Raw genomic sequence first — 14382 nt, 5'->3', positions numbered from 1 at the left:
CACAATTAGAACAAGCTTTTATAATCGTCTAAAAACTCACTCAATAGCAATCTTTTTTGTTAAGTCGCTTTGCGAGGTTGGTGGAAAATTAAAACTAATAAAAACTACTAGAAAACTTTGATTATGATAAATAAAGGTTCAGAATGGAATGTTTGGGATTTACATGTGCACACACCTGCATCGGGTTTTGCAAATGATGCTGATTATCCAACGTTAATCGAAAATCTAAAAAAATCAGAAGCTGATGTAATTGGCATTAATGATTATTGTTCTATTCAAGGATATAAAAAAATTATTGATTTAGGAGGTGTTGATAATAAAATTCTATTTCCTGTAGTGGAATTAAGAATGAACAATAAAATTAATCACAAAAATTCAACTGCGACCGATGGGGGTGTTAGTATTAATTTTCATATAATATTTGACAATAGTATTGATGTAAATAGCATAGAAGTCGAGATAAATAGTTTAGAATGTAAATTTGATGGAGGAAATGAATCTAAACTCGGACATGTTACTAATCCTGAAGAGTTAAAAAAAATATCTTTCGATTATTTTGAAACAATTAAAAAACTTAATTCTTCTATATTAAAAAACAAATTTTTAATATGGGTTCCATATGACGAATATGGTGGAATTGATGCTATAGATCCAGTTAATGATGGGTTTTTTAAATTAGGTATTATTAATATTGCTCATTTATTAGGTTCAGGAAATCAAAAGCAAATCGATTATTTTTTAAGTGATAGGTGTGTAAATGATGTTGGAAAAAATATAGCTTGTTTAAAAGGTAGTGATGCACATCAATTAGATTATCCATTTGGGAAATTACGAGATAGAGATTCAAAACCAACTGCTAGATACTGTTGGATTAAAGGAGAAAAAAGTTTTAAAGCATTACAGCATTTAATTGTTGAACCTATTGATAGGGTTCTAATTAAAGATAAAAATCCGATTGAAGAAAGGATAAATACAAATCGTACAAAATACATTGATTCAATTAAATTAAATTCAGTTGCTGGCTATGATCCTAAAACACAAGGTGAATGGTTTAATAATATAGAAATTCCGCTGAATCCAGAATTAGTTGCAATTATTGGAAACAAAGGTAATGGTAAAAGTGCATTAGCTGATATTATTGGATTATGTGGAGATTATAGCGGTAGTCATGATGATTTTTCTTTTTTAAATAAGAAACGATTTGGAGAAAATAATGGTAGAAAATCATCTAATTTTGAAGCTACGCTAACATGGAAAAGTGGTAACTCAGTAACCAAGAACTTAAATGACAAAGTTGCGGAATCCGTACCCGAAAAGGTGAAATATTTACCTCAAGGTTATTTTGAAAGATTAACAAACAATCACGATTCTGTTGAGGATTTTAATAGAGAGATAGAGAATGTTGTGTTCACTCATTTAGAAGAAGCAGATAAATTGGGGAAAAATACCTTTCAGCAATTAATCGATTTTAAAACTTCAGTTACTGAAGAGGAAATACTTGGTTTAAAAAACAAACTTCTGGCAATAAATAAATCATTATTTGAGAAAGAGAAAAAACTAAATCCTGAGTATAAAAAAGGCATTGAAAATCAAATTCAACTAAAAGACAATGAATTAAAAGCTTTGATTGAACCTAATGCAGTTCCTAATCCTAATGATGACCCAGAACATGCTAAAAATAATCTAGTAATAAATCAGAAGCTTTTCGAATTAAATCAGAAAATTGAAGATGAAACTGAATTGTTGATTTCTACCACGAATAAGAAATCAAATATATTGATTGAGATTAATAATTTGAAGGCAATTAAGCAAAAGATTGAAAATAAGCTTAAAGAATTTGAATTCTTCAAAATAGAAATAAAAGATGAATTGTTAAAATACGGTTTGGATATCAACACTATCTTAACAATAACTTCTAATCTAGAAAGTATTGATAGGGTATTAACAGTAAAAGATGATGAATACACAAAAATAAAAGTACTATTAGGAGAAGAAAATAGCGATGATCCTAATTTTAAAACTATTCCTCAAAAGATTAATGAACTAAAGTTACAACAAGCGAGAATACAAAATGAGCTAGGTGAGGCAGATAAAATCTATCAAAATTATCTTATTAATAAAAAGCATTGGGAAGAAAATAGGAATAAGATCATTGGAAATGTCGCTACAAGTGGCAGTCTTGAGTTCTTTAAGAATGAAATAAAATATATTAATGAAATACTTGATTCTGAAATTCAAACAGAAAGAGAATTACGTATAGAAGTAACTAAAGAAATTTTTGAACTAAAAGAATCTGTATTAGGAATTTATAAAAATGTTAAACAAAAAATTGATAAAATAATTGAAGAAAATGCTTATTTACTTGCAGCATACCCTATACAAGTAGAAGCTTCATTTGTTTTGAAGTCTAACTTTCAAAAGAAGTTTTTAGAATATATTTCTCTGAATAAAATAGGAACTTTTTATGGTAAAGAAAACGCTGAACTTCAGTTAAAGAAAATATTGGAACAATCAAGTTTAGATACATTTGATAATATTTCAGACCTGTTAAAATCTATTACTAATGCTTTGTTTGTTGATTTGAGAGATGCTAATAATCAATCAACTAATATTGAAAATCAAGTTAGTGATGTCGTTGAATTATATGATTATTTATTCTCATTAGATTTCGTTGATTATAATTATGAACTTCGTCAAGGTAATAAAAGCTTAAACCAATTATCCCCAGGAGAGAAAGGTGCTTTGCTTTTAATTTTCTATTTATTGTTAGATAATAATGATATTCCGCTGATCATTGACCAACCAGAAGATAATTTAGATAATCATAGTGTAGCTAATATTTTAGTTCCATTTATAAAAAAAGCAAAAGCTAAAAGACAAATAATTTTAGTTACACATAATCCTAATTTAGCTGTTGTTGCGGATGCTGAACAGGTAATTTTCACAGAATTAGATAAGGAAAACAATTATAAATTTTCGTTTAAAGCTGGAGCTATCGAAAATCCTGTAATAAACGATTGTATCGTAAAAGTTTTAGAAGGTGCAATGCCTGCATTCAATAAACGTAAATTAAAATATTACGAATAGTGAAATACACCAAATCCTCATTAAAACCAACCTTTATCCTCTATTCATAACAGGATAATCCTTATTGTGAAGGATACGTTTTGTCACAAATATTTACTAAATTTGTGACAAAACCAATAAAAAAACATGACAGAATCGTCTAAAAATCAAATACAAACAAAGATTTCTAAGTCTTCATTTGGCGAAATATTTTTTTTGGATGATTTTGCAAAGTATGGTTCTGCAGATAATATTCGCAAGGTACTTTCTCGTTTAGAGCAAGAGGGCATTGTAGAGCGTTTGGCACATGGTATTTATCTGAAACCTAAGAAAGATCCTTTATTAGGAACCATTTATCCGAATACCGAAGAAATTGCCAGACAAATAGCACAACGAGATAAAGCCCGTATTGCTCCAACAGGGGTATTGGCTTTGTTTTTATTGGGACTTACCACGCAGATTCCCTTAAAAGCAGTGTATTTAACAGATGGTTCGCAAAGGGCTATAGCTATAGGTAACAGAACCATTCAATTTAAAAAAACAGTTCCCAAAAGTTTTGCTATCAAAGACGACTTGTTGCATTTAATTGTGCAGGCCTTTAAAGAAACAGGTCAGCAAGAAATATCAGCAGCGTTCTTAGAACAAATAAAGCCTCACATCCTTCAATTAGATGAGCAAGTGATCCAAAAACAGTTAAAATATGCTCCTGTATGGATACAGAAGCATATCACTAATCTTTATACAGCCTAGCGAAATGTGGATTAAGCTCACAAAAGAACAAAAAGTTCAGGTGCTTGAACAAACGGGTATAGCGAAAGGGTTGCCTGCTTTTGTAATAGAAAAAGATTGGTGGGTTTGTATTTTATTGAAAGCAATTTTTCAGTCTAAATACGCAAAGTCTGTTATTTTTAAAGGTGGAACTTCGCTAAGCAAGGCCTATCATTTAATCCATCGATTTTCAGAGGATATTGATTTAGTCATTGATCGTCATTTATTAGGGTTTGATGAATTAACTTCAATAACACAAATCAAAAAATTAAGAAAAGCTTCCGGAAGTTTTATTATCAATGAGTTTAGAGAAGAGTTGATTCATCAATTAGATCAATTAGGAATTGATAAGGCTTTCTACGAAATTAAGTACAATGACCATGTAGATGATACCAGTGATCCGAATACTTTAGGGGTATATTATCAATCTGTAGTACCTGTTAGCAATGCGTATGTTGAGCAAAGAGTTCTTTTAGAATTAGGTGCAAGATCGTTAACAGAGCCCGCAGAAACTAAATCTATTATTTCATTTATAGACGAAAATTATAAAGGTTTATCTTTTGCGGAGCCGGCATTTGAAGTGCAGGTTGTAGTGCCTACCCGAACTTTTATTGAGAAAGTTTTATTATTACACGAAGAATTCTCTAAACCTACTGATAAAATTAGAACCGATAGATTAACGAGGCATTTTTATGATTTAGAAAAATTAATGAAGGCAGAATATGGTCTGTTAGCTCTACAAGATGAAGAATTGTTTCATGCTATTGTAGAGCATAGAAAAACAGTTAACCCTATAAGAGGCCTTGACTATTCAAATCATAAGAAAGGAAAAATAAAGATACTTCCGCCAGACGAAGTGCGCTCGAAATGGGAAGCGGATTATAAGACTATGCAAGAAAATATGATTGTTGACGAAAGTTTGGATTGGAAAGAATTATTGAATAGAATACAAGAGATTGAAAATAAATGGAATGAACAGGGTCAAAATAAGTAGCGTGATTGAGCAGATATTTCTTATTTGATACAAAAACATCCAAATAAGCATGTTTAAATGTGCTTATTTGGACAAACAAGTTTAACCTGTTAATAGACACTACAGAATAAAAAAAACTTAGCTTGAAAAAGTTACTATGAAATACACCGAATTGCAATTAGAACAAGCATTTATCCACCTTTTGGAAACAGAGGGTTATCATTATATAGATGGGAAAGAATTATCGAGAGTTTCTAATCAAGAAGTTCTGATTAAGGAAGATTTGCGTTCTTTTTTATTGAATCGTTACGAAGATTTGGAAGAAATAGAATTGGAAAGCATTGTCAACGAAATAGCTTTTCAGTCAGCTTCCAATCTGTATGACTCTAATAAATACATTTGTAAATTATTAGCAGATGGTTTGATTTTTAAACGAAACAATCCACAAAAGAAAGATTTGCATATTCGATATATTGATATCGAGCATATAGCTAATAATACATTCAAAATTGCCAATCAATTAGAGGTTCAAGGATCAGAATTGCGTATTCCGGATTTGATTTTATATCTCAATGGAATTCCTGTAGTGGTTTTTGAATTTAAAACCGCTATTGAAGAGGAAATTACCATTTATGATGCTTATAAGCAATTGACTGTACGCTACCGTAGAGACATTCCGGAGTTGATGAAATACAATGTGTTTTGTGTGATTTCTGATGGTGTGAATAACAAAGCGGGTACGGTATTTTCGCCTTACGAATTTTATTACGGGTGGAACAAAATTACAGGAAATGAAAAGAAAGCCCTGACGGGTATAGAAACCGCTACGTCTATTGTTCATGGAATGCTAAACCAAAGCAGATTGGTAGATATTATTCACCATTTTGTGTTGTTTCCAGATACGTCTAAACATGAATTGAAGATATTGACACGCTATCCGCAATATTATGCTGCCAATAAGTTATATAAAAATATTCTAGCGCATCGTAAGCCAGAGGGAGATGGTAAAGGGGGAACTTATTTTGGAGCAACGGGATGTGGTAAAAGCTATACCATGTTGTATTTATCGCGTTTGCTGATGCGCTCTACAGATTTTGCCAGCCCCACGATTATTATTATATCGGACCGTACGGACCTGGATGACCAGCTGTCTAAAGATTTTACCAATGCCAAAGATTTTATAGGAGACGAGAATATCATCAATATTGAATCGAGAGCTGATTTAAGAGCCCGTTTACGTGGTAGAGAAAGTGGCGGGGTATTCCTGACAACGGTTCAGAAATTTGCTGAAGATGACGAGATCCTATCAGATCGTTTTAATATTATCTGTATCTCTGATGAGGCGCATCGTTCGCAGGTTAATCTGGACTTAAAGGTGAAAATTGATGAGGAAAAAGGAGTAACCAAATCGTATGGCTTTGCTAAGTATTTACATGATTCCTTACCCTATGCAACCTACGTTGGTTTTACGGGAACACCAATAGATAAAACTTTAGAGGTGTTTGGCGATGTGGTGGATTCGTACACAATGTTTGAGTCTGTAAATGATGAGATTACTGTGCGTTTGGTGTATGAGGGCAGGGCAGCTAAAGTGAATCTGGATTATAATAAGGTACAGGAAATTGAAAATTATTATGAAAATGCACTGCAAGAAGGCGCTTCGGAATATCATGTAGAGTACAGTCAAAGAGCTATTGCAAAAATGGAAGTTGTTTTAGGTGATGGCGATCGTATTAAGGCTATTGCACAGGATTTTATAACGCATTACGAAAAGCGTATAGAAGAAAATGCAACAGTTGCCGGGAAAGTGATGTTTGTTTGTGCCTCACGTGGTATTGCCTATAAATTATACAAAGAAATTTTAGTATTGCGCCCGGCATGGGGAGAGGTTATGCTTCCTGAGGGCTTAAATGAAAAAGAGCAGAAAGAGATTAAGCCTATAGAGCGTGTTAAGATGGTGATGACCCGTAATAAGGATGACGAAAAGGATTTATGGGATTTGTTGGGTAGTAAGGAGGAGCGCAAAGAACTGGATCGCCAGTTCAAACAGGTTAAATCTAATTTCAAGATAGCCATTGTGGTAGATATGTGGCTGACGGGCTTTGATGTACCATTTTTAGATACTATTTATATTGACAAACTTTTGCAAACGCATAATCTTATTCAGACTATTTCCCGGGTAAATCGTAAATATCAGGGTAAGGATAGAGGTCTGGTAGTGGATTATATTGGTATCAAGAAAAATCTGAACCATGCTTTAGGATTATTCAATAATCAGACAGCAGATGATGATTTTGAAGATATCAGTCAGGCAGAGATTATTGTTCGTGATCAGATTGATTTACTTAGACAATTCTTCTACAAGTTTGATGCTTCAAAATATTACGATGGTTTGCCGGTAGAACGTTTACAGTGTTTAAATAATGCTTCTGAATTGGTTTTGCAAACCGAGGAGTCGGAGAAGTTTTTTGTAAATGTAACCAAGAAATTAAAGTCTGCCTATAATTTGGTGAGTGGTTCGGAATTGTTTGCTTTAAGAGAGGTGGATGAAATTCATTTCTACTTTGCGGTAAAATCTATTGTAGTGAAGTTGACTAAAGGTGAGGCACCTGATACGGCACAGATGAATGAAAAGGTTGCTAAGCTGGTAGAAGAAGCGATTATTTCTGAAGGAGTTGAAGAGATTTTTAAACTGGATGATCATAAGGCAAATACGATTGATTTGTTTAATGATAAGTTTATTGAAAAGATAGCTAATTTAGAATTACCTAATACTAAAATTAAAATTCTGGAGCGCTTATTAAAACAAGCTATCGGCGATTTTAAAAAAGTAAATAAAGTAAAAGGACAAGATTTCTCGGTACGTTTACAGACGATTGTTAATAGGTATAACGAACGAAGCGAAAGGGATGTATTAGATTATGATGGTATCCAGGCTGATACGGCTGAGCAAATGCTGGACCTGATTATAAAACTTCGTATAGAGATGGATTCTTTTCATGATTTGGGAATTGATTATGAAGAGAAAGCTTTTTATGATATCCTGTATATGATTTGTAAACAGTACGGTTTTGAGTTTGATAAGGATAAAATGCTGGAGCTAGCCAAAGAAATTAAAATAATAGTGGATAATACGGCTAAGTATCCGGATTGGGCAGATCGGGATGATATTAAGGCGCAATTGAAAATGGATATTATAGTGAAACTACATCAGTATGGTTATCCGCCCATTACACAGGATGACGTGTATAAGAATGTATTGGAACAGGCAGAGAATTTTAAGAGGAATAGGTAGTTTTAAGATAATTATTAAAAGTAATCATGCTTTGGAATAAAGAAGAACAATATACAGAGGTTCCGTTCGAAAAAGAGGCAGACTTAGAAGAGGCTGTACATTTTGTGAAAGATGCTTTATTTGGTTCGACAAGAATTTATCTTGACGATAAGAAAAAAATAGGACAGAAGGGAAATACTAATAATTTACCTGATGGCTATTTAATAGATTTAACCAATAAGCAGGACCCAAAGATATTTGTGGTAGAAAATGATTTAGCTAGCCATCAACATTTAAAACATATAGCCGTTCAGATTTTGGAATTCTCTTTGTCTTTTGAAAGTTCGAAAGTAAAAGTGAAGAACATCATTAAAGAAATGCTTCAGAAAAGACCTGTTGAATGGAAAAAGTGTGAAGCATTTGCAAAAAGTAATGGTTATGAAAATGTTGATTATTTATTGGAATCTATTATCCATAAAAAAGACTCTTTTAATGCCTTATTAATTATTGATGAGTTAGGAGATGAGCTTGAAACGGTATTAATTAGTCGTTTTAAGTTTCCGGTAGAGGTTACTACGTTAAAAAGATATCAATCTGAAAGTGGTAAACTGCTTTACGAGTTTGAGCCTTTTTTGAATGAAGTAACAGAGGATACAGAAAAAATAGATATTTCTGATATAGATACCATTGTAATTCCTGCTAGGGAAGATGGGTTTAAGGAGGTATTTATAGATGAAAATTGTTGGTATGCAATACGCCTAAATTCATCTATGATACCTAAAATAAAATATATTGCTGCTTATCAGGTAGCGCCTATTTCGGCTATTACGCATATTGCGGAGGTGAAGTCTATAGAGCAATGGAAGGACACCAATAAATATATACTCCACTTTGCAGAACCTGCTCAGAAGATTAAAAGTATACCTTTAGGAAAGATAAAAGGAAAAGCACCTCAAAGTCCCAGGTATTCGTCGCGTGATAGAATATTAAATGCGAAATCGTTGGATAATGTGTTCTAAGTTTTATTAAAACTAAGCGTAGTAAAGTGTATGAATAGACTTATACTTGTAGGTAATGGTTTTGATTTAGCGCATGGTTTAAAAACCAGCTATAAGGATTTTTTGATATGGTATTTAGCTGAATGTTTTGGTAGTAGAAGCTACCTACCTAGCATTTACAAAGATGAATTGCTTCAGATTGAATTTAAAGATTTTTATTCTTTCACAAGAGTTGTTACTGCATATAAAGAAGGGGTTTACCATTCTGGTTATACAAAGGATGATTTGATTTACTTTATAGCAAGTCATTTTGAACAAAGAACTATAAAAGAGCTGTTGAATATTAATGAAAAGTATATTCCGGTTTTCATAATAGCTGATAGTGATCACTTTTCAGTGTCAGATGATAATCGTAATGAACCTTTTAAAGTAAATGTCTTATCCGATTTATTAAAAAATCTAATAATCAATTGTCAAGATTGTAATTGGGTAGATGTAGAAAATGAATATTTTGAAGCTTTAAAGAACTGTAAAAATAGAGAAGGTCAATTTGACTTTAAAAAAGTTAATCAGTTAAATGATGAACTCCAATTTATAAAAGGAAAGCTTAAAGAGTATTTAGAAATACAACAAAAAAATGCAAGAGTAAGTGTAAAAGGAAACCTTATCGCACATATTAAATCAAAATATAATATATCTGATTTTGACACTACAGTAGATTATGAAAATTTAAGACAAAAATTGGGATTTGATGATAGGTTTAAAGAAGAAGACCATTATTTGTACGTTGTTAATTTTAATTATACCGATACATTCAATCATTATAAAGATCATGTTATTGAACAAAGTATATTTAGAAAGGTAGAAATTAATCATATCCATGGCGAGTTATATGAGCTTAAAAATCCTCTCATTTTTGGTTTTGGAGATGAACATGATAAAGATTACTTAACGTTTGAGGAGCAAGGCAATAATGATTTATTTACCCATATCAAATCCTATCAATACTTTAACACTCCTAATTATAGAAATCTAATTCGTTTTTTAAATAGCGGCGATTATCAAGTATTTATAATGGGACATTCTTGTGGTTTATCTGATCGCACCATGTTTAAAGAAATTTTTGATCATGAGCATTGTAAATCAGTAAAGATATTCCATTATCAAAAGCCTGATGGGACTAATGACTTTTGGGAGAAGACAGTGAATTTAGGAAGGCATTTTAGTGATAAGGGTAGAATGCGTAAGCTTATTGTTGAGTTTGATGAAGCTAATGCTTTTCCGCAGTGTAATTAGGTCTTAATTGAGATTTTACTTTGTTGTCCAAAACCTATACATCTAATAACTCTGATACAGAAATTTTTAGACAGTCAGCAATCAATTTTATACTACTTATAGAGACATTGGTTTCGGCTCGTTCAATACGACCGATTTGTCTAATATCTAATCCAGTCAATTCTTGAAGCTTTTCCTGTGTTATATTTTTCGCTTCACGGATTTCCATAAGTCGTTTGCCGACATTGATTAAATATTCTTGATCTCTATACTGTTTTCCCACACCGCAAAATCCAAATATTAAGAAGAAAATATTAGGACTTATTTGTCCTTATTTAAATATTTTTATTATATTTGATTTGATTATAAAAAGGTATAAATAAGAGTTTTGCAGCTTCATTTCTCACGCCGTTGATGCAAAACAGTAGATTTTTACCCATTCTTTTGTAGTTTATGCTATTTTAGCATTTCTAAATAAGAGTGGGTTTCTACTGTAATTCCATATCAACATAAGGCGTGAGAACCAAACTGAAGCTATGGTAGGTAGAAACCCACTTTTGTATTTCTATTCTATTGCAAGACTCGTTAAATAAATAACGGGTATCATGGAAAAACAAAAGACCCAGCTTTTCGAAGACATGCTACAAGAATGCTTTCAAGAGTTCTCCCTTGAGGAGACCAGGGCCTATCTCTGGCAATTGTTTTCGCTTACTGTATCCGGAGCTTACAACAGTCAGCCTTTGGAAAGGAGGGAAAAGCTTTTGGCGGTTTACGCGCATTTGCAGCAGGTGCTGAATGCTTTGGAACCTATGCTAACCGAAAGCACCTTAGGTAGCCGTCAATTAACAGATCCTTATATTATCAAATCACCAGAATAATTTTTCGCTCTCATAAGGCTGTCCATGTTATGGTAAAAATAGTAGTAGTTTTTTATTGAAGCCATGCAGGTTGGACAGCCTGTTTTTTATCATTAAAATCTTAACCATAAACCTAATCAATATATGAGCATAGAGTATAAATACCAGCAAGTTATCTCCGAACTGGAGAAACTGTTAGGCGATTATAAATCGGCAGAGAGCAAAGAGTTGCTCTGGAAGTTTTTTGCTTTAACCGTTTCTGATGGATTCAGCAGTCAGCCCGTAGCACAGAAGAAAGACCTGTTGGCTTTTTATGAGCATTTGAAACGTTTGCTGGATGTATTGGAATTGTTGGAGATTGAGTTGAAGACAGAAAGGGGAGAGATAGCAGTTTCAATGAAAGTTTAAAAACCTTTTTTATAATTCATAGCGGTTTATTGGCCACCTGCTCGCAAATAGATATAGGGCTTTTATCTAGGCGGCGGGTGGTTTTTTTGGGGGGGTATTGGGTTTTAAGTTATAGGTGGTAAGTAGTAAGTAGTAAGTAGTAAGTAGAGAGTGGTAAGTTTGCTTGTAGGCTTGTTCGTCTGGATTGTGCTATGATTTAACACCTAATTTAGCCAAAGCTTTTCGATGTGTACACACTTGAGCAATAGATGCTCCCATAAAAGATGCTAGTATATCTAATTTAGCTAAAAAGAAACTTTTATGGCGTTTGCGCACTAATTCAATTCGCTCTTTTACTGATAAAGATTTCATTTTGGTGTTTAAACTATTAAAATAGCTATCATTAGCTAATAGGATTTTTGTCAAAAGAATATTTGTGAAATGTTTGTTTTCAAATTTTAAAAACTTATCTCGCTCAATCTCATAAACTACACTTCCTTTCTCTACTGTTATTTCCAATGTGGACGGTAGGTCGTCTATGAAAGATTCATCAAATAGAATAATCTCATTTTCTTCGCAAAAGAAGGATACTATTCTTTCTTCATCTCTTCCTGTTGCTATTCCTTTAGATAGATAGTAAAAGTACCTTTGATAAGAACCTCGTTCTATAATAATAGTACGTTCAGAATATAGCTTAGGTTTTAATTCCTGATCAAGCTTTATGAAGAAAGATTGAGGGATTTCTTCCACCAGGTCTTCAAGTAAGCTAAAAAGTGCTTGGGTTTCCATATTGTTTTTATTTAAAAGAACATCAAACCTGGCAATATGATTTTTATAAAAATGAATATTTAAGATTTGCTTATTTTAATAATTCATAATCTGTATTTTTCTGAACAAGAGTGATAGCCCCATTCCGTCATGTCGACTGTAACGAAATGGAACGGAGGCATCTGTTGGTTATGGAGGTAGGTTGGGATTGTGCGGGTAGGTTGGAGATCTCTCCGCTACGGTCGAGATGACGGGGAAGGGGCGAGATGACCTTCATCGTTCGTCATTCCGACTGGAGTGGAGGAATCTGTTGGCTATGGAAGCAGGATATATGTTTGGTTTTGTGCTACTAGGTTAGGGATCTCTCGACTCGCTGGGCTCGCTCGAGATGACGGGGAAGGGGGGCGGAGATGGCGGTTATTAATTTTTGTCATATCGACTGAAGTGGAACGGAATGGAGATATCTGTTGGCTATGGAAGCAGGATGTATATTTGGTTTTGTGCTACTATGTTAGAGATCTCTCGACTCGCTCGAGATGACGGGGAAGGAATGGTCGAGATGACGGGGAAGGGGCGAGATGACGAAAGACGGGAGAGTTTGATGGTAAAAATATATATGGCCTAATGAAGACACAGACCATGTATGGTATAAAAATTATATCTTGTTCTGTTTCGAGAACTAATCTTATTTTTAACGCCAGCCCAGTTCTGGTGCAATGTATTTTAAAATTGATGACAGCAGATGAACATTATAATCGACGCCTAAGGTATTTGGTATGGTTAAAAGAATAGTATCTGCTTCTTGTAAAGCTTCATCCCCGGCCAGTTCTTTAATGAGTTGATCGGGTTCTGCGGCATAGCTTCTTCCAAAAATGGCCCGTTTATCTTGTTCAATTAAACCAATTTTATCGGTTTTATTGGCTTCCTGTCCGAAGTAATAGCGGTCTTGTTCGTTTACCAAAGCAAATATAGAGCGGCTAACAGAAACTCTTGGTTCGCGTTGGTGTCCGGCTTTTTTCCATGCTTCTTTATAAAGCCTAATTTGTTCTGCTTGTTGGATATGAAAAGGTTTGCCATTTTCATCGTATTTCAAGGTTGAGCTTTGGAGAAACATTCCATTTTCTGCAGCCCAAATCGCTGTAGCATTGGAAGCTGCTCCCCACCAGATACGATCGCGTAAGCCTTCAGAATGAGGCTCTAATCGTAGTAAGCCTGGTGGATTAGGAAACATAGGGTATGGGTTAGGCTGGGCAAAGCCAATACCTTTTAGTTTGTCTAAGAATTCCAGTGCTTTGCGACGCCCCATATCGGCATCGTTTTCTCCCTCTAAAGTTTCATAGCCAAAATATCGCCATCCATCAATAACTTGCTCGGGCGACCCTCTGCTGATGCCCAGTTGCAATCTGCCTTCGGATATTAAATCGGCAGCTCCGGCATCTTCAACCATATAAAGCGGGTTTTCATAACGCATATCTATAACGCCTGTTCCAATCTCGATTTTATTGGTTTTAGCACCAATAGCCGAAAGCAAAGGGAAAGGCGAAGCCAGTTGAGCCGCAAAGTGGTGAACCCTGAAATAGGCTCCGTCTAAACCAATTTCTTCGGCAGCAACAGCCAAATCAATGGATTGAAGCAATACATCGCTGGCGGATTGTGTTTGGTAAGCCGGATGGTTGGCCCAATGTCCAAATGATAAGAATCCTATTTTTTTCATCGTATATGATCAGATGCTAAAATTTATTTGGTAAAACTAATAGCTAAAAATAGACCAATTTATTGTTCGTTTCTTAATCCTAATGTCATCATAATGTTGTTTGAGGGTTTTATTTGACGTTCATCATTCATCGATCGTCATTCCGACCGGAATGGAGGAATCTGTTAGCTATGTAAGCAGGATGTATATATGGCTTTTGTGCTGGCAGGTTGTAGATCTCTCGACTCGTTGCACTCGCTCGAGATGACTTTTTTGTGTCATTCCGACCGTAGTGGAGGAATCTGTTGGCTATGGAAGTAGGA

Annotated in this window: 11 protein-coding genes; 8 read left to right on the top strand and 3 right to left on the bottom strand. The window is 33.9% G+C overall.

Going from position 1 to position 14382, the window contains the following annotated elements:
* Positions 1–123 precede the first annotated feature (123 nt).
* The 6 genes from PEDSA_RS06350 (at position 124) to PEDSA_RS19505 (ending at position 10375) form a co-directional block, all read left to right on the top strand.
* On the top strand, positions 124–3087 hold the full coding sequence (locus PEDSA_RS06350; RefSeq protein ID WP_013632342.1) for a TrlF family AAA-like ATPase: 2964 nt from the start codon (positions 124–126) through the stop codon (positions 3085–3087).
* A 126-nt stretch (positions 3088–3213) separates the two neighbouring features.
* Complete coding sequence (locus tag PEDSA_RS06345; RefSeq protein WP_013632341.1) at positions 3214–3816, top strand: DUF6088 family protein; 603 nt, start codon at positions 3214–3216, stop codon at positions 3814–3816.
* Between the two features lie 4 nt (positions 3817–3820).
* A complete protein-coding gene (locus PEDSA_RS06340; protein ID WP_041536989.1) occupies positions 3821–4828 on the top strand; it encodes a nucleotidyl transferase AbiEii/AbiGii toxin family protein in 1008 nt (335 codons plus the stop codon).
* A 136-nt stretch (positions 4829–4964) separates the two neighbouring features.
* Positions 4965–8102, top strand: a complete 3138-nt coding sequence (locus tag PEDSA_RS06335) for a type I restriction endonuclease subunit R (RefSeq protein WP_013632339.1) — start codon at positions 4965–4967, stop codon at positions 8100–8102.
* Between the two features lie 26 nt (positions 8103–8128).
* Positions 8129–9100 carry a hypothetical protein gene (locus PEDSA_RS20335; RefSeq protein WP_013632338.1) on the top strand — a complete coding sequence of 324 codons (972 nt, stop codon included), beginning with the start codon at positions 8129–8131 and terminating at the stop codon, positions 9098–9100.
* A gap of 30 nt (positions 9101–9130) precedes the next feature.
* Positions 9131–10375 (top strand): AbiH family protein, encoded by a 1245-nt coding sequence (locus PEDSA_RS19505; RefSeq protein ID WP_013632337.1) that lies wholly within the window; start codon positions 9131–9133, stop codon positions 10373–10375.
* A gap of 34 nt (positions 10376–10409) precedes the next feature.
* On the opposite strand, the gene PEDSA_RS06320 is transcribed toward PEDSA_RS19505, so the two are convergent.
* The gene (locus PEDSA_RS06320) at positions 10410–10637 is read right to left on the bottom strand and encodes a helix-turn-helix domain-containing protein (protein WP_013632336.1); all 228 of its coding nucleotides are present in this window, start codon (positions 10635–10637) and stop codon (positions 10410–10412) included.
* Between the two features lie 322 nt (positions 10638–10959).
* Here PEDSA_RS06320 and PEDSA_RS06315 point away from each other — a divergent pair, with 322 nt between their 5' ends.
* Entirely contained in the window at positions 10960–11232 is a 273-nt protein-coding gene (locus PEDSA_RS06315; RefSeq protein ID WP_013632335.1) for a hypothetical protein, read from the top strand.
* A gap of 123 nt (positions 11233–11355) precedes the next feature.
* Positions 11356–11619, top strand: coding sequence for a hypothetical protein (locus PEDSA_RS06310; RefSeq protein ID WP_013632334.1), 264 nt, complete (start codon positions 11356–11358; stop codon positions 11617–11619).
* A gap of 189 nt (positions 11620–11808) precedes the next feature.
* Here the strand turns inward: PEDSA_RS06310 and PEDSA_RS06305 are convergent, their stop codons facing one another.
* Positions 11809–12387 carry a Crp/Fnr family transcriptional regulator gene (locus PEDSA_RS06305; protein ID WP_013632333.1) on the bottom strand — a complete coding sequence of 193 codons (579 nt, stop codon included), beginning with the start codon at positions 12385–12387 and terminating at the stop codon, positions 11809–11811.
* A gap of 670 nt (positions 12388–13057) precedes the next feature.
* Positions 13058–14080, bottom strand: coding sequence for an LLM class flavin-dependent oxidoreductase (locus PEDSA_RS06300; RefSeq protein WP_013632332.1), 1023 nt, complete (start codon positions 14078–14080; stop codon positions 13058–13060).
* Between the last annotated feature and the right edge of the window lie 302 nt (positions 14081–14382).

This window comes from Pseudopedobacter saltans DSM 12145, assembly GCF_000190735.1.
GTDB classification, from domain to species: domain Bacteria; phylum Bacteroidota; class Bacteroidia; order Sphingobacteriales; family Sphingobacteriaceae; genus Pseudopedobacter; species Pseudopedobacter saltans.
This window is presented reverse-complemented; position numbering and strand designations above follow the sequence as displayed.

Coding starts and splice junctions, on each gene's coding strand:
- PEDSA_RS06345 (WP_013632341.1), top strand. CDS start 3,214: ATGACAGAATCGTCTAAAAATCAAATACAAACAAAGATTTCTAAGTCT.
- PEDSA_RS06305 (WP_013632333.1), bottom strand. CDS start 12,387: ATGGAAACCCAAGCACTTTTTAGCTTACTTGAAGACCTGGTGGAAGAA.
- PEDSA_RS06335 (WP_013632339.1), top strand. CDS start 4,965: ATGAAATACACCGAATTGCAATTAGAACAAGCATTTATCCACCTTTTG.
- PEDSA_RS06350 (WP_013632342.1), top strand. CDS start 124: ATGATAAATAAAGGTTCAGAATGGAATGTTTGGGATTTACATGTGCAC.
- PEDSA_RS20335 (WP_013632338.1), top strand. CDS start 8,129: ATGCTTTGGAATAAAGAAGAACAATATACAGAGGTTCCGTTCGAAAAA.
- PEDSA_RS06310 (WP_013632334.1), top strand. CDS start 11,356: ATGAGCATAGAGTATAAATACCAGCAAGTTATCTCCGAACTGGAGAAA.
- PEDSA_RS06300 (WP_013632332.1), bottom strand. CDS start 14,080: ATGAAAAAAATAGGATTCTTATCATTTGGACATTGGGCCAACCATCCG.
- PEDSA_RS19505 (WP_013632337.1), top strand. CDS start 9,131: ATGAATAGACTTATACTTGTAGGTAATGGTTTTGATTTAGCGCATGGT.
- PEDSA_RS06315 (WP_013632335.1), top strand. CDS start 10,960: ATGGAAAAACAAAAGACCCAGCTTTTCGAAGACATGCTACAAGAATGC.
- PEDSA_RS06340 (WP_041536989.1), top strand. CDS start 3,821: ATGTGGATTAAGCTCACAAAAGAACAAAAAGTTCAGGTGCTTGAACAA.